19 protein-coding genes are annotated in these 20,381 nt (G+C 66.5%); 13 read left to right on the top strand and 6 right to left on the bottom strand.

Going from position 1 to position 20,381, the window contains the following annotated elements; all coding sequences use genetic code 11:
* Window positions 1-41 precede the first annotated feature (41 nt).
* Complete coding sequence (locus ABEG17_RS02510; RefSeq protein WP_406831700.1) at window positions 42-440, top strand: winged helix-turn-helix transcriptional regulator; 399 nt, start codon at window positions 42-44, stop codon at window positions 438-440.
* Here ABEG17_RS02510 and ABEG17_RS02515 read toward each other — a convergent pair.
* A complete protein-coding gene (locus tag ABEG17_RS02515; protein ID WP_406831702.1) occupies window positions 429-1,334 on the bottom strand; it encodes an alpha/beta fold hydrolase in 906 nt (301 codons plus the stop codon). The genes ABEG17_RS02510 and ABEG17_RS02515 overlap by 12 nt on opposite strands.
* 190 nt (window positions 1,335-1,524) lie before the next feature.
* Between ABEG17_RS02515 and ABEG17_RS02520 the strand changes: the two genes are divergently transcribed.
* The 3 genes from ABEG17_RS02520 to ABEG17_RS02530 all read left to right on the top strand — a co-directional run bounded on the left by ABEG17_RS02520 (window position 1,525) and on the right by ABEG17_RS02530 (window position 6,566).
* Window positions 1,525-4,278 (top strand): helix-turn-helix transcriptional regulator, encoded by a 2,754-nt coding sequence (locus ABEG17_RS02520; protein WP_406831704.1) that lies wholly within the window; start codon window positions 1,525-1,527, stop codon window positions 4,276-4,278.
* Between the two features lie 257 nt (window positions 4,279-4,535).
* Window positions 4,536-5,606 (top strand): helix-turn-helix domain-containing protein, encoded by a 1,071-nt coding sequence (locus tag ABEG17_RS02525; RefSeq protein WP_406831705.1) that lies wholly within the window; start codon window positions 4,536-4,538, stop codon window positions 5,604-5,606.
* Window positions 5,607-5,738: 132 nt separating this feature from the next.
* Window positions 5,739-6,566: an alpha/beta fold hydrolase gene (locus ABEG17_RS02530; protein ID WP_406831707.1), complete on the top strand. Its 828-nt coding sequence runs from the start codon at window positions 5,739-5,741 to the stop codon at window positions 6,564-6,566.
* A 102-nt stretch (window positions 6,567-6,668) separates the two neighbouring features.
* Here the strand turns inward: ABEG17_RS02530 and ABEG17_RS02535 are convergent, their stop codons facing one another.
* Entirely contained in the window at window positions 6,669-8,231 is a 1,563-nt protein-coding gene (locus ABEG17_RS02535; protein ID WP_406831709.1) for an FAD-dependent oxidoreductase, read from the bottom strand.
* Between the two features lie 407 nt (window positions 8,232-8,638).
* Between ABEG17_RS02535 and ABEG17_RS02540 the strand changes: the two genes are divergently transcribed.
* The 7 genes from ABEG17_RS02540 to ABEG17_RS02570 all read left to right on the top strand — a co-directional run bounded on the left by ABEG17_RS02540 (window position 8,639) and on the right by ABEG17_RS02570 (window position 14,299).
* Complete coding sequence (locus ABEG17_RS02540; protein ID WP_406831710.1) at window positions 8,639-9,463, top strand: alpha/beta fold hydrolase; 825 nt, start codon at window positions 8,639-8,641, stop codon at window positions 9,461-9,463.
* Between the two features lie 74 nt (window positions 9,464-9,537).
* Complete coding sequence (locus ABEG17_RS02545; protein ID WP_406831711.1) at window positions 9,538-10,071, top strand: carbonic anhydrase; 534 nt, start codon at window positions 9,538-9,540, stop codon at window positions 10,069-10,071.
* Between the two features lie 11 nt (window positions 10,072-10,082).
* Complete coding sequence (locus ABEG17_RS02550; RefSeq protein WP_406831712.1) at window positions 10,083-11,138, top strand: MBL fold metallo-hydrolase; 1,056 nt, start codon at window positions 10,083-10,085, stop codon at window positions 11,136-11,138.
* Window positions 11,139-11,160: 22 nt separating this feature from the next.
* Complete coding sequence (locus ABEG17_RS02555; RefSeq protein ID WP_406831713.1) at window positions 11,161-11,880, top strand: SGNH/GDSL hydrolase family protein; 720 nt, start codon at window positions 11,161-11,163, stop codon at window positions 11,878-11,880.
* 183 nt (window positions 11,881-12,063) lie between these two features.
* Window positions 12,064-12,870, top strand: coding sequence for an alpha/beta hydrolase (locus tag ABEG17_RS02560; protein ID WP_406831714.1), 807 nt, complete (start codon window positions 12,064-12,066; stop codon window positions 12,868-12,870).
* 149 nt (window positions 12,871-13,019) lie between these two features.
* Complete coding sequence (locus ABEG17_RS02565; protein ID WP_406831715.1) at window positions 13,020-13,328, top strand: hypothetical protein; 309 nt, start codon at window positions 13,020-13,022, stop codon at window positions 13,326-13,328.
* A gap of 8 nt (window positions 13,329-13,336) precedes the next feature.
* Window positions 13,337-14,299, top strand: a complete 963-nt coding sequence (locus ABEG17_RS02570) for a helix-turn-helix domain-containing protein (protein ID WP_406831716.1) — start codon at window positions 13,337-13,339, stop codon at window positions 14,297-14,299.
* Window positions 14,300-14,764: 465 nt separating this feature from the next.
* Here ABEG17_RS02570 and ABEG17_RS02575 read toward each other — a convergent pair whose 3' ends face one another.
* Window positions 14,765-15,946 (bottom strand): IS110 family transposase, encoded by a 1,182-nt coding sequence (locus ABEG17_RS02575; RefSeq protein ID WP_406831717.1) that lies wholly within the window; start codon window positions 15,944-15,946, stop codon window positions 14,765-14,767.
* 367 nt (window positions 15,947-16,313) lie between these two features.
* On the opposite strand from ABEG17_RS02575, the gene ABEG17_RS02580 reads away from it, so the two are divergent.
* Both ABEG17_RS02580 and ABEG17_RS02585 read left to right on the top strand, forming a co-directional pair.
* Window positions 16,314-16,958 (top strand): hypothetical protein, encoded by a 645-nt coding sequence (locus ABEG17_RS02580; RefSeq protein ID WP_406831718.1) that lies wholly within the window; start codon window positions 16,314-16,316, stop codon window positions 16,956-16,958.
* Window positions 16,959-17,084: 126 nt separating this feature from the next.
* Window positions 17,085-17,603: a hypothetical protein gene (locus ABEG17_RS02585; RefSeq protein ID WP_406831719.1), complete on the top strand. Its 519-nt coding sequence runs from the start codon at window positions 17,085-17,087 to the stop codon at window positions 17,601-17,603.
* 565 nt (window positions 17,604-18,168) lie between these two features.
* Here the strand turns inward: ABEG17_RS02585 and ABEG17_RS02590 are convergent.
* The 3 genes from ABEG17_RS02590 to ABEG17_RS02600 form a co-directional block, all read right to left on the bottom strand.
* On the bottom strand, window positions 18,169-18,414 hold the full coding sequence (locus tag ABEG17_RS02590) for a hypothetical protein (protein WP_406831720.1): 246 nt from the start codon (window positions 18,412-18,414) through the stop codon (window positions 18,169-18,171).
* A gap of 144 nt (window positions 18,415-18,558) precedes the next feature.
* Window positions 18,559-18,990, bottom strand: a complete 432-nt coding sequence (locus ABEG17_RS02595) for a hypothetical protein (protein WP_406831721.1) — start codon at window positions 18,988-18,990, stop codon at window positions 18,559-18,561.
* Between the two features lie 169 nt (window positions 18,991-19,159).
* Window positions 19,160-19,780, bottom strand: a complete 621-nt coding sequence (locus ABEG17_RS02600) for a DinB family protein (RefSeq protein ID WP_406831722.1) — start codon at window positions 19,778-19,780, stop codon at window positions 19,160-19,162.
* Window positions 19,781-20,381: the final 601 nt, after the last annotated feature.

Raw genomic sequence — 20,381 nt, forward strand, 5'->3', positions numbered from 1 at the left:
GTTTGGATAACAAACCAACTCGCGACTCGTTGGCTGTGGCGTTGGACGCGATCAACGACAGATGGTCGCTGCACATCGTTCGAGCGGTCGCCTTCGGGGCCTCCCGCTACACCGACATCCTGAGAGCCGTCGGAGCGCCTCGGGATGTCCTTTCGGCCAGGCTCCGGAAGTTGACGGAGTCCGGGATTCTGCAGGCGCGTTCGCCCGAGCGTGGTCGGCTCGCCGGGTACGAGTTGACCCCGAAGGGCCGCGATCTCGGTGTGGTGATCCTCGTGCTCAAGAACTGGGGCGATGCCTACCGCGACGAAGGCGTGCCTACGGTCGACTTCGTCCACACCGTGTGTGGCGAGACGTTCCACGCCCAAGTGACCTGCCAGGCGTGCCGGAACGTGATCCGGTCCGGGGAGTTCTCGGTCGATGGCACCTCCTCAGGCTGTTGACCGCTTCTGGACCCCTTGGGCCGTCTCGACGATCACGGCTGCCGTCGCCGCCGGCTGATCCCACTGGGGCCAGTGCGCAGCCCCTGATATCGGGTGCAGGACAGACCCTGGGAAGAGCGTGTGCAGGTGCTCGGCCACACGCTGGTTCAGGTAACGATCGTGCTCTCCGAAGGCGATGGTGACCGGTACGTCCAGACGACCCAGCTCGCCGCGCGCTATCTGCGAGTTCTGTTGCTGCAGGCCGGGAAAGAGGTCCGCAGACCAGGCTCGGATGGCGGGGACGGCGTCAAGTTGCGTGTCGTCGCCGAAGAACTGGGGCAGGATCGACTGACCGCCCAGGCCCGCCAGGTCGACCGGCCCCGGGTTCAGCGTGCTGCTCGTGTAGAACAACATCCATCCCAGCGTCGTCGGGTCTGCGATGATCGCGTCGACCAAAGGGGCAAGATGCCTGTCCGCGAGCATCCGGATGAACTCGGGGAACACCAGCGTCGGCGCATCGCCGAAGAACGTGTTGAGCAGCACGAGTCCGCCGACACTCGCAGGGTTGGCGATGGCGTACCTGATGGCGACCGGGCCACCGATGTCGTGCCCGACCAGGATGGGCCTGTCCAGCCCCAGCTGCTCGACGATTGCCGCCAGCTCGCCCTCGCGCTGACCGGACTCCATGGGGGTCAGGTCCACCCTCGCCGAACGACCGTGCCCCAGGAAGTCGAAGGTGATTGCGTGTCGGCCCGACAGCTCCGGCAGCAGGTGCTTGTAGATCCGCGAGTCGTCCGGGAAGCCGTGCGTCAGGACGATCGGAGGGCCTTCGCCCGGATACTCGTTGACGTGGACTCGCCCCTTGGCCGTGACCACATCACGCTCGATCACACCCGACACATCGGATATGGTCATTAGTTGCTCCTTTTCGTGATGCCGATGCCCCAAACGGACCGATGACTGCGACGGTATTCCGCCCCAGGACGCCGGCGTCCTCCCGAGAACCGGGTGTGCACGTGCGGCAGAGATGGCTGCACACCTCGTCGAGACAGCAGTGGCCGACGATGCCCGGCGAGACCCCAGACGAGACACCAGACGAGGCGAGATGGACCTGATCGGTCGTGAGGACGTCCTGGCACAGGCGCACCGTGTGCTCGCCACCACTCTGCACAGCGGACAGGGCGCCGTCCTGCTCATCACCGGCGACCCCGGCACAGGCAAGAGCTCAGTGGTATCCGCTGTGGTCGAGCGGGCCGGATCTCTCGGCTTCGCCGTCGGCACCGGCAAGGCCGAGGAGGCGGACCAGATCGCGCCAGGCGCTCCGCTGCTCGTTGCGCTGCGGTCCGGCCAAGCACCGGTGCTGGACTCCGATTCCTTCACAGCCCTGTCCAGCCTCTACGACCACCGCCTCTGGCTGGTGGACCGCCTGGCGTCCCTCTTGGAAGAGGAGGCTTCGCGACGACCGATCGTCATCGCGATCGACGATCTGCAGTGGGCAGACCGCCTTACGCGATTTGCCCTCGACGTCCTGCCACCGAGACTGGCCGGCTCCCCCGTCGTTTGGGTGATGGCCAGCCGCGACAGACCATCCTCGGCGACTAGCGAGCCGATCAAGACCGGCCCAGCGGAGGTGCCCCTGCACCAGATCGAGCTGGCTCCGCTCAGCGAGAGCGACGTCATGTCATGGGCCGCTCGGCGGCTCGGATCGACTCCGTCCGGCCGTGCCGCCGAGCTCCTTCACGGCGCAGGGGGCAACCCGTTCTTGGTCGCCGAGCTGCTGACCGGCCTCGTGCTCGCCCGGGCAGCCGGGGACGTCAGCGATGAAATCCCCCAGACGATCAAGCAAATGGTGACCCAGCGCTGCCACGCCATGCCTGAGGCCTCCCAGCGAGCTGTTCGGATCTCTGCTGTCCTCGGTCACCCGATCCACCTCGACGACCTCATGGACCTCCTCGGCGATGACATCATCGACCTCGACACCGACTGGCTGTCCCCACTCATCACGTACGGCGTGTTTGCCGCACGCGCCGAGTGGGTTGTCTTTCGCCATGACCTGATCCGTCAGACCGTTTACGACACCACGTCTGCCGCCGTTAGACGCGATCTCCATCGACGCTGCGCCCGATGGATACTGCGAAATGACGGCAGCGCCCTCGCGGCTGCCCCCCACGCGCTGGCGTTCGCTAGGAGCGGCGATGCCGAAGCAATCCGCATCCTCTCCGCGGCTGCGGCCGCATCATCTGAGGTTGACCCGGTGGGCGCCGCCGACCTGGCCAGAAGCGCGTACCTCCTGACGAAGCGTGATACCGCTGACCACATGGAGCTGGGACTCCAAACTCTCGGGCTTCTGCCAGCGGCGCACCGCGACACCGAGGCGATCGAGCTGGCAGACCGCCTGCTCGCCGTTGCCAGCGACGTCGAGGTGGCAGCGCAACTGGAGTTCCTGGCACGTGGCGCCCTTTGGCGGACGGGGGCGCTCGAGGAGATCCTCACCCGGACGGAGGCCTTCGCGAACGTAGAGGTCTCGCAGGTGGCAGGGACACGGCTACGGTCCATCCAGGCACTGACCATGACACGCTCCCACGCCAGCGACGCAGCTCGCCAGTTCGCCGAGGACACGCTGGCCGCGAGTCGGCGGCTGCGCGATCGTCCAAGCGAGCAGATGGCACTTGAGGCGCTCGGCGAGGTGGCCCGCAAGGAGGGCAGGCATCGGGACGCCCATCGCCACTTCCACCACCTGCGCTCCCTTTTCGGAAAGAGTTACCTCGCCCCGGAGATCGCCTCGCTCCAGCATTTGGACCGCTACGACGAGGCACATCGCCTGCTGAGGGACGCCCGTGGTGAAGCGAATGCAGCCGGAGTAACCGTCGCGCCCGCGCTGATCGAAGCCCAGATCTGGCAGGACCACGACCTCGGCCGTGTGGAGGACGCCGAGGTGGGCGCCCGCACCCTTGTACGGCTCGCAGACGAGGTCGGCGACGAGGACTCGGCACACGGAGCGCATCTCATCCTCGCCTGGCTCTGCGTGACACGCGGCGAGCTCCATGAGGCGCGGGAGCAGCTCACGATCTCCCTCGACAGTCCCGTCCCCGACCCGCCAAACACGACCCTCAGCGAAGCCTTGGTCACCGGATGGCTGTCTGCCGCCGAAGGTGACGCCGCAGCCGCCGTCAGGATCCTCGAACCACTGCTCAACGGGGCGCCTCTCACCTTGAGCTACTGGCCGTGGATTCCCGGACGGATGCGGAACTTCGCAGATATCGGACTCGCAGCATCCAACGGCGACCTCGTCCGCCGCGCCGCCCACATCGCTTCGATCGGGGCGGAACGCAACCCGGGTGTCAGCAGCTTCGAGGGACAGGCCCTCCTACTGCGTGGACTCGTGGACCAGAACCTCGACGTCCTTGCGGGGGCTGTCCGCATCCTCGAGGACGGTCCTCGAGAGCTGCTCCTGGCCAGAGCACTGACGGACTATGGTCTTGCGTTGCTCGAGGCGGGACAACGCAAGAACGGAATCAGTGCCCTGGACAGGGCGTGGGGCCCCTTCGAGCGCTTCGACATCCGCAGCGGTATGGAGACCGTGCAGATGGCCCTGAGAAGCGCCGGGGTCAGGAGAAAGCACTGGCTGCCGTCTCCGCGTCGCGCCAAGACTGGATGGGAGTCCCTGACCACGGGTGAGCGCCGGGTGGCCGGGCTCGTCGGCAGTGGAGCGTCGAACCGGGCAGCCGCGGAGGCGCTCGGGCTGTCCCCCAACACCGTTGCAACACATCTGCGCTCGATCTTCGCCAAGCTCGACGTCTCCTCCCGCGTCCAGCTGGCCAACGCGCTGCGCGATGTGGAGTTCTCACAGGGACGGTAGGACTCACCCCTCCGTCACCACCGGCACGCTGCCGGTTGCCCGTATCGCGCATCCCGCGCAAGACGAGCGATTCCATCCACGGCGACGACGGGACGTTGGACGTGCCGCCCAGGCGCCGCAGGTGAATGAAGTCACCCAAACAGGTGAGAAGTTCGCAACGCGTCCGGGCCTGGCACACGGTCGAGTCACCGGTCCGGACGATGTGCCGACCCCGGACAACAGCGTTGTGTAGCGCTACCGATGGAGTCCGCAGAGGAGTGACCAATCATGTCCGGCAGTTGCGCAACGCCCCCAGCAGGAGAGCCCGTACGTTCTCCGCACCGTCTCGGCAAAGGCGGTCTGGCATGACGCTTGTCCTCAACACGTCGCTGATGCCGCCGTTGGACCGTGCCCAGATCGTGCGCCAGGTGATCGCCGAAACCATGGTGCACGTCGACATCGACTTCCCCGGCCCGAAGGGTGACGCGGACGCACACGGCCTGATCATCGACGTCGGTGATCTGCGCCTGTGCTCGGTTCGATCCAATGCCACCAGGGTGCACCGCACGCCTGCGTTGGCCCGCGATTCGCAGGAGCCCACGATCTTCTTGGCCCTGCAGACTCCCGGATCGAGCCTGCAGCTGAGCCAAGGTGGGCGCACCGCCACGCTGAAGCCCGGCCAGCTGGCCTTCTGCGACTCGAGCAGCGAGTACACGCTGCTCGACGACCTGGGCATCCAGCAGCACTTCTTCGCCATCAAGGTCGCCTCTCTGGCACTCCCATACGACCTCGTCCGACGGCTCCGAGCCGTTCCCCTGGCTCCCGGCCACCCCGTCGCTGACCTCGCCGCGGCCTACTTCGGGCGAATGGCAGCTCGGCGAGAGGTAGCCACTCATCCCAGCGCGAATGCACTTGGCCAGCCCAGCATCGAACTCGTGCGCGCGCTCATCACCACGCACCTGGACTCAACTGCCCTTGCACAGGAGTCACTGCACAGCAGTCTTCTCCTTCGAGTGCTCGAGTACGCGCGGGCTCATCTCCACGACCCGCGCCTGAACGCAGCCGAGATCGCCGCCGAACACCACATCTCCGTCCGACACCTGTACAAGGTGCTCGCCGAGGGCGAGGTCAGCCTCGGCGACTGGATCCGGACCCAGCGTCTGGAAGCCTGCCGGTCCGATCTCAGGGGTGCGGAGTGGAGCCACCTGACCATCGCATCGATAGCGAGACGCCACGGCTTCACGGACGCTTCCACGTTCGGACGGCTCTTCCGGACTGCCTACGGCCTCTCGCCCCGAGAGTGGCGAGAAGCGAGGACCGCGACCACCGGGAACCCGGTGCGTGGCTAGCACGTGCACGACTGTCTACCCCTCGTGCACAAGAAGTACAGCCCGGCTGTGCCGGAGTTGAAGGGCACTAGCGTCCGGCACATCCCGCCACGTCGGACGTCCAGCCCGGCACCACACCCTCCAGGAGATCACATGTCATATGTCAGCGTAGGAACCGAGAATTCCGGCTCCATCGACCTCTACTACGAAGATCGAGGAAGCGGAGCACCCGTGGTGCTCATTCACGGCTACCCCTTGGACGGCCGCTCGTTCGAGAAGCAATCGGCCGCCCTGCTGGCCTCTGGCTTTCGCGTCATCACCTACGACCGACGCGGGTTCGGCATGTCGAGCCAGCCGTCGATCGGCTACGACTACGACACCTTCGCCGCAGACCTCAACTCACTGCTCGACCACCTGGACCTTCCCGAGGTGGCCCTCGTCGGATTCTCGATGGGCACGGGCGAGGTCACTCGATACCTCAGCACCTACGGCTCGTCGCGCGTGAACAAGGCGGTCCTGCTCGGTCCGGTTCCACCCTTCCTGCTGGACACGGAGGACAACGAAGGGGTTCCGCAGAGCCTCTTCGACGGCTTCATCTCGGCTGTGGGCAGCGACCGGCCCGCGTTCATGACCGGGTTCTTGGGTGACTTCTACAACTACGACCTCAACCGGGACACCCTGGTGAGCCAGGACCGGTTCCGTGCCAGCTGGAACACGGCAACTGCTGCATCGGCGGTCGCCGTGGCCGCCTGCATCCCAACGTGGCTCACGGACTTCCGCGGCGATCTTCCCAAGATTGATGTCCCTGTCCTAGTGATGCAGGGTGACCAGGACAGGATCCTGCCCCCGCAGTTCAGCGGGAACCGACTCCCCGGACTCATCAAGGACGTCAAGCACGTCATCGTCGACGGCGGTCCGCACGCGATCATCTGGACCCACGCGGACCTTGTCAACAAGGAGCTCGTGGACTTCTTGAAGTAGCCGGACGCCCTCCGATGGACGGGTGGCCAGGTCAGCCACCCGTCCGTCGTCAGGGACCGCGAAGAACCGGACGCGGCCCCGCGCCGGGCGATCAGCGCGTTCCTAGATGCGCACGCCGATCACCTCGTGCACCGACCTGATGACGCTGGCACCTTCACCCACCGCTGCCGCGACCCGCCTCATCGAGCCGACCCGCACGTCACCTGCGGCGAAAACGCCCGGAGCACTCGTCTCGAAAGGCAGCGGTCGACGCCCCAGAGCCGCCCAGACAGGTGGCAGGTCGGTCGGTGTCAGTTGTGAACCGGTGAGGATGAATCCGCCTCGGTCCACGACAACACCGCTCTGCCAGCTCGTCGCCGGCTCTGCACCGATGAAGCAGAACAGCGCCGCGCACCGTCGCTCACTGACCTCCGCGCCGGAGCTAGCGAGCGTGATCGCCTCCAGCACGGTGGCGCCGGCGACACCGACCACTTGTGCGTTGACTTGGATCTCGACCCTCGGGTCGTGGCGCAGCCTGTCGACGAGGTATGCGGACATCCCGGCTTCGATGTCGCTGCCGCGCACCACCAGGGTCACCGAGCATCCTCGCTTGGCCAGGAAGAGCGCCGCCTGCCCGGCCGAGTTGGCCCCTCCCACGACGACGACAGGCTGCCCGGAGCAAGCCTGCGCCTCGATCTCGGTCGCCGCGTAGTAGATGCCCGCGCCCTCGAAGTCCGCCCACCCCGGCACGGGGAGGGACCGGTACCTGGCGCCTGTCGCGATGACGGCGGTTCGAGTGTCGATGCCCGTGCCATCGGTGAACCGCACGGACAAGTGACCATCGACCGGGTAGATCCCATCCACCTGGCCGGGACTGCGCAGTTCCGCGCCGAACTTCATGGCTTGGAGCGCGGCGCGCTGGGTGAGGTCGTAACCGCTGATCCCCGAGGGGAACCCGACGTAGTTCTCGATCCGAGAGCTCGCCGCCGCCTGACCGCCGATCCCGACCATGTCCACCACGATCGTCCTCAAACCCTCGGAGGCGCCGGAGACGGCTGCGGCCAGACCAGCAGGCCCGGAACCGATGATGGTCAGGTCGTGCAACGTCCTGGCTGGCGCCGAACGGTAGGACAGGCCCAGGGCTTGCGCCAGGCCACTCGGTCCCGCCCGGCGCAGGACCCGGTCACGCAACACGACTGCCGGGAGGTCAGCGGCTGCCAGCGGCACGAGGCTCATCAACGCGCGACCGGGAAGGGTGTCGATGTCGAGCCACACGTGCGGCAACCGCTGCCGCGCAGCGAAGGTGCGCAGCGCGAGTGCCTCAGCCGACATCCCGCTGCCCACGATCTCGATGCTGCGCGCCGCTGGACTGTCACGCAGGTGGTCACGTCGCCACAGGAAGGTGCGCAGTAGGAGGTCGGAGACCTCCGGATCGTCGGCCATCAGGCGGCGGAACCGATCAGGCGCGATCCGGTGGATCGTGCCGGCCGCCACGACGCGGGCTGTGAGATATGCCGTCTGCCCGGTGAGGAGGTTCAGCTCCCCCAGGAAACCTCCCGCTCCATACGACGCGATCGGTGCCTCCGACTCGTCGTGCGTGGACGGGCTGACGATCTCGATCCGACCGGACTCGATCACGATCAAGTCGTAGGCAGGATCCCCAGGGCGGAAGACGATGTCACCCACGCGGACCTCCTGCGCGACTCCGTACGCGACGAGCCGAGCCAACTGGGGACCGGTGAGCTGTCGTACGCCCACGTCCGGATCTTCGTTTTCCTGCACCGACTTCCCCTGTTCTGCCGACGGTTCGAGCGGGATGGACCCACTCCTCGAACGTAGGACGTCGCCACGAGCACCGGGACGGCAGATGGCGGCAGTGCACAACGGACAGAAGGAAGTGCACGAACAGACGAACTGGTGCCGGAGGTGGTCGAGGAGTGCGCGCCTCTCTGCAGCAAGTGCACGACGAACCTCCGCCCCTACGACCTGCGCACGCTGCCTGTCAGCGTGATGGGCAGCGGTCACTAGATCGCCGAAACCCTTAGGGAGGACAGGAAATGCGGAGCATCCAGGAACGCACACGTGTCGGTACGATGCGTGCCGCCATCGGCGGCATCTTCATCGCGGTTCTGCTGGGCCTCGCGCTCGCGCTCAACCCCCTCGCGAGTAGCGCTGCGACACCACACCACACGACCCACAAGTCCGACAAACCGACGATCGTGCTCGTTCACGGAGCATGGGCGGACGGTTCGAGCTGGCGCAGCGTGACCGCCAAGCTGCAGAAGAGCGGGTACACCGTCGACGTGGCTGCCAACCCCCTGCGTGGCGTCAAGAGCGACACGGGCTACCTCAAGGACCGCCTCAGCACGATCCCTGGACCGATCGTGCTCGTGGCGCACTCTTACGGCGGCATGGTCATCACCGGGGCCGCCACCGGCAACTCGCACGTCAAGGCCCTTGTCTACATCGACGCCTACGTCCCAGACACCGGCGACAATGTCGTCGCCCTGACCGGTCCGAACTCGTCGCTCGATCCCGCCACCACCCTCGACGCCGTGCCGCTGCACGACGCGACGGGCGCGGTGTACGACGTCGACCTGTACGTGAAGCAGGCGGTGTTCCCCGCGATCTTCGCCGGCGGCGTCCGCTCATCGACTGCAGCCGTCCTGGCGGCCGGGCAGCGACCCCTGACCCTCAGCGCGCTCTCCGAGAAGTTCACCGGTGCGCCTGCGTGGGAGACGATCCCGTCGTGGGACCTCATCGGCACCGCCGACCGCGTCATTCCCAGGGCTGAGCAGGAGAAGATGGCCGCTCGCGCGGGCGCCCAGGTCGTCCGGGTCGACGCTCCGCACCTCTCGATGGTCTCCGACCCCGGCGCGGTGGCCTCCCTCATCCGGACCGCGGCCCAGCACAGCTGAGTCGAGGCGGTGCGCCGTCCGCTGCGGCGAGGCGCACCGCCACACCCAATCCATCCCCGACCAAGGAGCACGCCATGACATCGATCGACACCCTGAGAGCACGAAACCACGACTTCGCTGCACAACGCTTCGACGCAGCCTTGAGGATCAACCCGAGCGGCAAGCTGATGATCATCGGCTGCGTCGACCCCCGCGTGGACCCAGCAGCGCTCCTCGGCCTCGAGCAGGGCGAGGCTGCGGTCATCCGCAACGTCGGAGGGCGCGTCACACCGGCGACGCTCAAGACGCTCGGGATGCTCGGCAAGGTGGGGCAAGCCAACGGCGGGGGTGCCCCCGGTGTCGGGTGGAACCTCGTCGTCCTGCACCACACCGACTGCGGGATGACCGACCTGGCGGCATTCCCCGACCTTCTTGCGGAGTACTTCGAGATCAGCGCAGCCGAGCTCGGCTCCAAGGCGGTCAGTGACCCCTACGCCTCGGTGAAGGTCGACACGGGCATCCTCGAAAGGACGGCGTCGCTCGCATTTGCCGTCAGCGGACTGGTGTACGACGTCAGCACGGGGCGGGTTGAGCTGGTCGCGACTGCGGCCGGTCAGCACGAGGCCTGAGCTCGACGGCGATGTGTGACACCCACGTCAGTCCGATCGAAGCTGCCGCCTCGGCCCCCATCCCGGCACCCGGATCGGCGGTCGACCCCGTCCACCTCCAGCCCGTGGACGAGGTCACCGTCACCACACTCGTCGACAACGTTTACGACGCTCTCCTGGGCGGGGACGAGACGACGAACCGTGCGCCCTTTCGGGTCGGAACAGCCCGCGCCCCGCAGTTCGAGAACGGTCGCACCACGGTGGGGCTCATGGCCGAGCACGGCTTCTCCGCCCTCGTCAGCGTCCGCCGCGGGACCACGACGAGCACGGTGCTCTTCGACGCCGGGCTCTCCCCGGACGCGATGTCCACGAATGCCGAACGGCTCGGCGTGTCCTTCACCGACGTCATGGCCATCGTCCTGAGTCACGGGCATTTCGATCACGCCGGCGGCCTGGTCGGCCTGGCTGCCAAACGCGGGAAACGGGCTCTGCCCATGGTCGTCCATCCGGAAGCATGGACCCGTCGCCGGTTGGTCCTCCCGGGTGCCGATCCCGAGCTTCTTCCTTCGCTGAGTCGCACAGCGCTCGAGTCCGAGGGCTTCGCGATCATCGAGCGAAGGCAGCCCTCGCTGCTCGTGGACGGCTGCCTCCTGGTCACGGGCGAGGTGGACAGGACCACAGAGTTCGAGCGGGGTATGCCTGCTGCCCACCAGTTCCGGGTAGAGGGACGGTGGCACCACGACCCGACGGTCATCGACGACCAGGCTGTGGTCATCCACGTGCGAGGTCGCGGGTTGGTCATCCTCACCGGGTGCGCACACGCCGGCGCGATCAACATCGTGCGCCACGCACAGCGACTCTCCGGAGTCCCGAGACTGTGTGCCCTGATCGGCGGCCTGCACCTCAGCGGGCCGGCCTTCGAACCCGTCATCGGGCAGACGACGGCCGCGCTGGAGGAGCTGCGACCCCAGCTTCTCGTACCTGGACACTGCACAGGCTGGCGGGCCCAGCACGCGCTTGCGGCTGCGCTGCCGGACGCTTTCGTCGCCGGGAGCACCGGGTCGTCGTACCGGATCGCAGCAGCATGATGCACGCGGCAGACCGATCCCCATGAAGGACACTCCTCCCCCCGTGGGTGCGGCCTTCGACTACTCCAACCTGAGCGAGCGTCCACCCGGCAGGGTCCTCGAGCTGCTACGGCACCGTTTCTCCGGCGTGGACAGGGTCGAGAGCCGCATCGCCGTCTACGCCTCGCAGTGGCATGAACACAACCTCGGCGCCCTGGCGGGCACAGCGCCGCTGTGGGTCGCACTAGGAGACTCGATCACGCAGGGAGTCGGCGCGAGCTCCTTCGCGCGGGGTTGGGTCATGCGGGCGCACCAGGCGCTGGACGCGGACCACGTCCCGCACCGCGTGCTCAACCTGTCTGTCAGTGGCGCCCGGACCGCCGACGTCGTGGCCCACCAGATCCCGGCGATGATCGAGCTCGGCGTCAGCCCGGCCCTGGTGACCGTGCTGATCGGGAGCAACGACATGCTGCGACACGACCATCGGGCCTCACTGAGCGACCACTACGGACAGCTGCTCCACGCCTTGCCCCACGGCGCGCTCGTCGCGATGCCCGTACGCACCTTGGGTCCCCTGCTCACCGTGAAGCGGCAGGTCGAACAGGCCGCAGCTCAGGGCCGGGTGGTCGTCGTGCCCGTCCGACTCGGCCTGCGCAACCACTCCGAGGACCACTTCCATCCCAACGACCTCGGTCACCAGTCGCTGGCCGACGACTTCCTAGGCGTCCTGCGGACCCGGCTCGCAGTCGACGCGCAGGCGTAGAACCCGGCGCACGCACGGCAGGCACGCAGGCTGTGCATGGGTGTACGCCAATCGTGCACACCCCTGGCGGGGACTCGGCGCGGCTGGCGCGGCACCCCCACTCTTGACGTCAGACGACGTGGCGCACCGGCGGCGTCGTTGATCGGCCTCCGAATAAACCACTCCAAGAGAAGTGAGATCACCATGACCTCTGCCACCAAGATCAACCCAGTCATCTTCATTCACGGGATGTGGATCCACGCCACCGCATGGCAACCCTGGCAGGAGCTGTTCGAGAGCCGCGGCTACACGACATCAGCGCCCGGATGGCCTGGCGACGCCGACACCGTCGAGGAGACGCGCCGCAATCCCGACGCCATGGACGACATCGGGATCGCCGACATCGTCGAGCACTACGCGAAGCTCATCGGAAGTCCCGAGACCAAGCCGATTCTCGTCGGCCACTCCTTCGGGGGCCTCATCGCGCAGGAGCTGCTGGCCGGTGGCTGGGCGGCTGCTGCCGTGGCTCTAGAACCGGCTGGCATCAAGGGCGTCAAGGCCCTCCCGCTGGCCCAGCTCAGGTCAGCATTTCCCGTGCTCGGCAACCCCGGAAACCGGCACCGAGCGGTCTCGCTGAGCTCGAAGCAGTTCAAGTACGCGTTCGGCAACACGATCTCCGACGAGGAGTCAGACGAGCTGCACGAGGCGTGGTCGATCCCCGGCGCCGGCCTCCCGCTCTTCCAGGTGGCGAGCGCCAACTTCTCCCGGCACTCCGAAGCGACGGTCGACACGCACCTGGCGCACCGGGGGCCTCTCCTGCTGACCTCGGGGACCCACGACCACGTCGTCCCCCTGAAAGTGACCAACGAAGTGTTCACCATGTATCAGGACGGTCCGGCCGACACCGAGTTCCACCTCTTCGAAGGACGTGGACACTCGCTCACCATCGACTCCGGCTGGAAGGACGTTGCGGAGGTGGCGCTGGAGTGGTTCGCGACCAAGGGTTACTAGCGTCCGCTCCCGAAGGACCCGGGACCCTGACCACCGCCTACCAGTCGACGACGCCGGGCCCTGTCCTTCTCGTTCCGATCTGGCCCCGAACTGGTGGAGCGATCATGATGATCGTGACTGCCATGTGCGACTGAATGACGCAGGGAGGTGTGACCGTCAACATGGTGTATGCCGTGAGCGCCCGCGCTGAAGACGTCGACGTGCTGGTCGTCGGTGACCGCATCGCGCGCGCCGACGACCTCAGTGACGTCTTCGGTCGTCAGCTGCTGCCGCGGCAGCTGACCCGTCTTCCGCGTTTGATCGCTCGCGCCACCACGGCTGTCGATCGTGCCGGGACAGACGGCATCGTCGTCGCGCACGAGATCGCCACGGAGCTCGCCGACCTGCGAGAGGTTCGTGACGTGATCACGCTCCGCCTCGCAGGCCAGACGGCAAGCACCTCGTCCGTGAACGCTTAGGCCCCGCCGTGCCGATCCGCCTGGACTCGCGCTTCATCCCCGTCGCAGACCGGGAGAGCGCAGTGCGCGAAGCCATCGCGCAGGCATTCGTCCCGGTCTCGATCGACTTCCCCCTCGCAGACGGACCGGTCATCCGAGGTGCCATCAACGACCTGGGTGATCTTCGACTCCTTTCCGTGCGGTCCAACGCCACGAAGGCCGAACGCACGCCGTCCCTGGCCCGCGACAGCACCGAACCAAGCATCTTTCTGGGGATGCAGGTCGCGGGAAGCAGCCTGATCGTCCAACATGACCGTGAGGCAGTGCTTCGGCCCGGCGAGCTCGTCCTCTACGAGTCATCACAGCCGTACACACTCGTTGACCGAGGCGGCATCAGCCAAGTCCAGATTCGCATCCCGGTAGAGAGCCTCGCCCTCCCACGCGACGTCCTCGGTCGGGTCCTGGCCGTGACCCTCAGTCCCGGGCACCCGGTCGCCGACCTGACAGCGACCTACTTCCAGCGCATGGCCTCGAGGCCCGACCTGTTCGGCGACCCAACGTCGACGACGGTCAGCAGACCCAGTATCGAGCTGGTGCGCGCTTTGGTCACGACGCACCTCGACCTGAGCGAGCTCGACGGTGGGTCGATGCATGCCACTCTCCGACTCCGGATCCTGGAGTACGCCCGAGCTAACCTCGGCGATCCGAATCTGAGTGCCGACCAGATCGCGACCGAGCACCACATCTCGGTGCGTCACCTCTACAACGTCTTGGCGGAGGAGAGCATCGGTCTGGGTGCGTGGATCCGCCAGCAGCGTGTCGTCGGTGCCCGCCAAGACCTGGGGAACCCATTGAGCGCGACACTGCCGATCGCTGCCATCGCCCGTCGATGGGGCTTCCGGGACGCCTCCTCCTTCGGGCGACTCTTCCGTGAGGCGTACGGGATGACTCCGCGCGAGTACCGACGCGAGGTGTTCTCGCCGCACTCCTAGCAAGCCGTGCCATGCTGGCGACCGTCACCGTAGCTGCACGGTGCCCAGCTGGACATCGCAGACCTGCGCAGCCTTCGGTCGGCTCCATGCGGCTGCCGGCTGGAGCCCCGGGCGAGGACGCCGCAAGAGGTGAGCCCAGATTCGTGGTGCTGATGTTCGGCGCGGGCTCCAAAACACCCCGCCAGATCCACGACGTCGACGAGAGATCGGATCTTGGGTCTGCTGCAGCTTCAGTTGACGTCGATCCTGATCAGTTTTCAGCCGCCGTTGACAGCCCGCATACGCGCGAACACGTGCCCGTTGTCAAGCAGTTAGTCAAGCAAGCCCCTCCCTGGATCTCGTCGCCGACGAGCCTGCAGTGCACTCGCATTGCCCACGTCTTCGCCGGGGCACCATCGCATAGCGAGCACGCCCACTTCGCCGCGAGGTGCACGGCCGAGCTCACTCACATGGCTCCCCTCTGTGTCAAGACGCGGCGGCAAGCCCGGTTCTAGGGTGGGTGGTGGCGGGTCCGGGAAGTGGCTTGTCCGAAGAGCTGGTGTGGGGTTGTGAGCCGGCCGCGCTGGAGTCAGAGTCGTCACCCTGTTGCCCTCCCGGGCCCGTCGTCATCTGCCGGGCCGCGTCGGCGAGCATGGTGCGGAACACGATGTCTGACAGTCGGCGTTTGAGCAGTCGCATGGCTTCGTTGGACGTCTTGCCCCGTGCCTTGGTGCGGTCGAAGAAGGCTCGCCCTTCGGTCGGGTTGCGCAACTGCACGGTGGCCATGATGTGCAGCACCCGGTTGATCTGACGGTTCCCGCCGCGCGATAGCCGGTGGCGCACGTGGTCCCCGGACGAGGCGTCGATCGGGGCGGTGCCGGTCCAGGATGCGAAGTGGTTGTTGTCCGGGAAGCGGGTGATGTCCCCGACCTCGACGAGCAGCCGCGCGGCGCCGGAGGGTCCGATGCCGTGCAGCCCGGTCAAGCTCGTGCCGGTCGCGGTGAGCAGCTGCGACAGTTCCTTGTTCGCCGCTTTCTTGCGCGCATAGACACGTTCGAGGTCGCTGATCAGTTCGGCCGCGACCCGACGGCGGGCCCTGCCGGCGAGGTCGCGAGGGCGCACGGTCGCGAGCAGCTTCTTGGCCTGCGCGGCGGACAGGTCCTTCTTCGCACCGCCCGGAATCAGCTCCAGCATAAGGTGATGCAGTTGCGAGACCATCCGGGTGTGGTCCTCACCAAGGGCCCGGCGTCGATCCACCAGCACCCGTAGGACGGCGAGCTGCTCGTCGTCCACGACTGGGCGCAGCCCGGCCATCCGGACCCCGACCAGCGCGATGGAGTGCGCGTCGGTGGCGTCGGTCTTGCGGCCCTGCCCGGTGGCGAACATCCGCACCCGCGCGGACAGCCGCGGCGGAACGTCGATGACCTGCTCACCGTCAGCGATCAGCCGCACCGCGACGTGACGACCGATCCCGTTGCAGCCCTCGACCGCCCACACCCGCTCGGGCCAGGCCCGCGCCACCTCGAGCATGGCTGCGTAGCCGCCCTGGTCGGTGGCGAAGCGCCCACCAACGGCGACCGACTCATCCGGGCGCATCACCTCGATCGTGACCGAGCGTTTGTGCGGGTCCATCCCGATCACCACGCGACTGGCTCGTTGCTCTTCCACGGTGCTCTCCTCTGCTCGAACCGAACCGGTTATCGAGCTGGGAGGGCAACGCTGCTTTGAGCTTGGGCACACCCCTCTTGAGCCTCTCCCGGCCCTGGCGACGTCCGGGACTGCGCAGGCCAAATGAGAGCCACACCCGTAGGCGAGCAGCCGATGTGAGAGCGACAGCCCGGACGCCTGGAACCGAGCCTTGCCAGGCACCGATCCTGCGTCAATGAAACAAGCAGCCGATGAGCGGGCATTCTAGGTCCGACTCGGAACCGGTCACCCACTCGCTTGGCTTGATGAACAGATCCCGCCGCTGCCGGTTAATGGACAGATCCCGCCGCTGCCGGTTAAACGTGCGCGCCCGCGCTAGTGTCCGCGCATGTTTAACGAGTCGTGGCCTTGGAAGCGGGATCTCGCCGCGGCGGCGGACCGCCTTGAAGAAGCTCGGCTCGGACTAGCGCATCGTCTGGAGTTTGGGGACGGTGACGATGCCTATGAGCAAGAGACAGAGGCGGTGTACCAGGTGGAGCGCGACGTGATGTCTGGCGCCTTCGCGGCTCGCCGCCTCATCGGCATGCCGTCGAAGGTGACGAAGAGGGCTCGGGCGACGAAGGCAGTCGTGACTCGGTTCCCGCTGCGCGGCGATGTCAGCGCCCCTGACACCTGGGATGCTCTCGACGACTTGGAGATGTACGACATGGACGCGCGCAGGGACGTTTCGATCTCGGCGAACGAGATGTGCAACCTCTTCGTCCATAGTCTGATCTTTCGATTGGCCTGGACACTCGAGGGTCTTTCATGGGCGAACTACTGGGCGCTACCTGCGGACGATCCGCGATGTGAAGCAATGCCCACGGAGGTTTCTGGGCTGCTCGTAGCTACCGACAAGTCGAGCAGTCAACACCTGACGCTGGTGAGCGTCGTGGAACTGGTGCGCGTCTTTCGGATCTTGGCGAACGACGAGGTCAGCCAAGTGATTAGCCGACGCGATCACCAAGGGCGAGTGCACGTTACCGCCGAGTAGTTCAACTGAGCGGGCAGAAAGCAAAGCAGATGCCTACTACCGGATCTACCCCGGAAAGCGCGGTCGTGCCGATGTGAGGTCGATGCCGGTCTGGCTTGTCCTCCCTATGGCTTCTACGCTCGAAACATGAGCCGATTCACGTTCGGCAAGCAGCATGACCCACCGGTTGACCCTGCGGACGCGCCTGAAGATCCCGTGGTGCGCCAGTACCGCTACCTGCTGCGGACAGCTCCCGTCGACGCGCTGGAGTCCGCGCACGCCGAAGCGATCTCGCTGTTGTCGCAAGCGCATCAAGAGTCCCTGTTGGAGACCGTCCGGAGCAGCTTGTTGGTGGGCGACCATCTGACGACCAGCGCCCACGCGAAGATCGCCCACCTCGTGACGGACGGTGAGCGCAGAGCTCCCGGCCAGTTGCTGACCGTCCTCCCCCGAGAGGTGCTTCAGGACCTCGCCGCCAGAGTGCTGGAGTCCGAGTCGTCCTTTGGGCTGCTGGGCGGATACGCGGGTTGGGATGGAGCCGAGCCGCCTCCCGCGGACGACTCCGAGTGGGCGGACGGCGGGTTTGACCCCAAGGTGAGCCAGCGAAAGCCTCGGGACGACCCCCGGACCGGGCAAGCGGGTGCCTTCGGTGGCGCCGGTCCCTGACGCTGCCGACGAATCGCAGGACAGTACGACGCAGAATGGAGACGCTCATGCGACACATCAGTCAGGCACTCCGGTGGGCGCGAATGAAGGTCCGGAGGCTGCGCTCGCTCGTCAAGGACGAGGATCACGACTCGTGGTACGACCACGGACCAGGGCACGAGAAGCCGCCGAACCTCATGGGCCCAGGGTCCCAAGGGGGTGGCTAGCTGAACGTCCGCACATGCCGCTGGCCGCCTGGTCATGCCGATGACAGGGCGTTGCCAATGTCATCAGTGGAGAGACTTGGGCCCGCGCCGGAGTACATTTGGAGGTATCGAGGGACTGTCATGGGAAAGCGACTCAGATGCCTGTTGGGCAGACACACGTGGCAACGGAAGCTGACCGAGGACAACCAGCCGTACCGTTCGTGTGTCCACTGCGGTGCCGAGGACACGTGGGGTGAAGGGCGGCTACCGGGCGTGCCCGAGATTGGCCCTTGACGTCGAAGGGCGGTCTAGGACCGCCCCGCTTCACGTCGAACACCCGCACATGCCGCAAATCGCGCGGTCTTCCGGATGAGAGGGCGTCAGCCCATTCCATAGCGGAGCAGCGTTTCGTCGATCTTTGAATCGCTGGCGGCCCAGTCCCAGGAGCGAAGTTCAACCAACCGGACCAAGCCGAGAAGTGCCACAGGGTCGGCGGCCACGTACTCCTCCGGGCCCCGGTGAGCAACGACTGAGTCGCCGCTGACCTCGAAGGAGAACCCGAGTGACTCGAGGGCCAGAAGCGCCGGAACGACGGTGTTGCCCGCTTGCACGATGCGTCGATGCATGACCCGAACCATCCCACTCGATCCCGACACGAGCATCCGCACATGCCGCGAACCGCGCGTGCTGGTGACAGCGCGCGATCGTCGGGGTCATGCGCTGCGTTGTTCTGTTGTCGACAGCGGCGGGACCCCCTTCAGGACCGGCAGCTAATCGGGTCGGTGGCGTCCAGCAGGGGAGGGCTGCGGCAAGTCCAGCGCCGCCGCAAGGACCTTGAGCCTCTCCTCCATCTTGCTGCGACCGCCCGAGACCTCGGGAACCTCGACCGCCTTGGGAGTGGAGCCATCGCGGACAGTGAGCACCACCATGCGAAAGCGGCCGGAGCGTGAGCCCCGATTCAGAATGCCTGAATAGCTCGCTGGGCCCACCCGGGTGATGTCGTTCTTGTTCCACGAACAGGAACGCACCCATGTGCGGCGGATGACGCGATCACCACGGACCACCAAGCCCACGAATGGCGCCCGCACGAGGAGCGCGACGAGGCCCGCGGCGCCCACCCAGAATATCCAGTCAGGGTCACGGGAGTTCCGCAACGTGGGGTCCAGGAATGCACCGACCGAGACCGCGAGGAATAGGGCCATGGTCCCTCCGCACAGTGCGACATAGCCAGGCGAGCGGACAACGACTGCGCTACTCACGCGCACATGTTGCCATCCTTCCGGCCTTTGGAGGCCGGGCGCTCTGTAGGCACCTAACGCTGCGGCTCGCGCAACGTCCGATCATGCCGCCGTGCGTGCGCTTGCAGACGCACTACTGCGGAGGGCTCCCGGGATTGGCGGACGCGTTCGCAGGCTCACGAAACCTGTCGGCGAGCCCGGTTAGTTTCGCGACGTACGCCGGCCAGTCGTACCCGTCAGGCACGTTGTCTCCCGGCCGCCGCCACCCCACGCTGCCGTCGACCTGTTCGCGCAGGATGTCCGCTTGGCCGTTGTGCTGCGCGAGGTCGTTGAAGTTGTGCACCAGGATCCAGTGCAGCGTGACCTCCCTGCCACCCCAGTGCCGGACGTGGCCGACGGTGTCGAGATCCAGCAGTTCGACGGTCTGCTCGCAGTGCGCGATCACCCGGAGATAGAGGTCGATGATGCCGGCGGTGGTCTCGTTGGCGGTGGCGTACCAGTCGGCCTGCGGATCGACCTCGTACGCCGATTCGGCAACCAGTTCCTCCGCGTCAGGGAACGGGTGTCCGAACGTGGTGCCGAGGTACACCGCCTCCACATTGAGGACGTGCTTGATGATGCCGATCAGGTTGGTTCCGGTTGGTGTGCGGGGCATCCGGGCCTCGTACTCCGACAGATCCTCGACCTTGGAGATCAGCGCGTCCCGGCGTTCCTTGTAGTACCGCTGCCAAATGGCCTTCTGGTCGGTGGACATGTTCCGAGCCTAGGGCCGCGTCCCTCCGGTGCCGGCGTCGAGTACAGCGAGCGCACGGACATGCCGCAAATGGCGCGGTCTTCCGGATGAGGGCGTCAGCCCATTCCGTAGCGGAGCAGCGTTTCGTCGATCTGTGAATCGCTGGCGGCCCAGTCCCACGAGCGAAGTTCTACCAACCGGACCAAGCCGAGAAGTGCCACAGGGTCGGCGGCCACGTACTCCTCCTGGCCGGCCTCGGTGAACAACGATTGAGTCGCCGCTGACCTCGACGGAGAACCCGAGTGACTCGAGGGCCAGGAGCGCCGGAACGACTGTGTTCCCCGCTTGCACGATGCGTTGATGCATGACCCGAACCATCCCACTCGATCCCGACACGAGCATCCGGACATGCCGCAGATGGTGTGGCGCGGAACTGCCGATGAGCGCGCTTCGTCCTTCGCGGACAAGCGGGTTAGGCCCGACTGGTCAGCCAGATGACCTCGCCATGGGCGACGCTGGTCTGGCCAGCTGGTTTGGAATCGGCTCGTTCAGCAGCCGCGATCGAGGATGACTTGTACTGGTTCGGGGACCACCATGCCCGGAGAGTCTGACTGCCTATCCG

Source organism: Pedococcus sp. KACC 23699, from assembly GCF_045348425.1.
Lineage (GTDB): Bacteria > Actinomycetota > Actinomycetes > Actinomycetales > Dermatophilaceae > Pedococcus.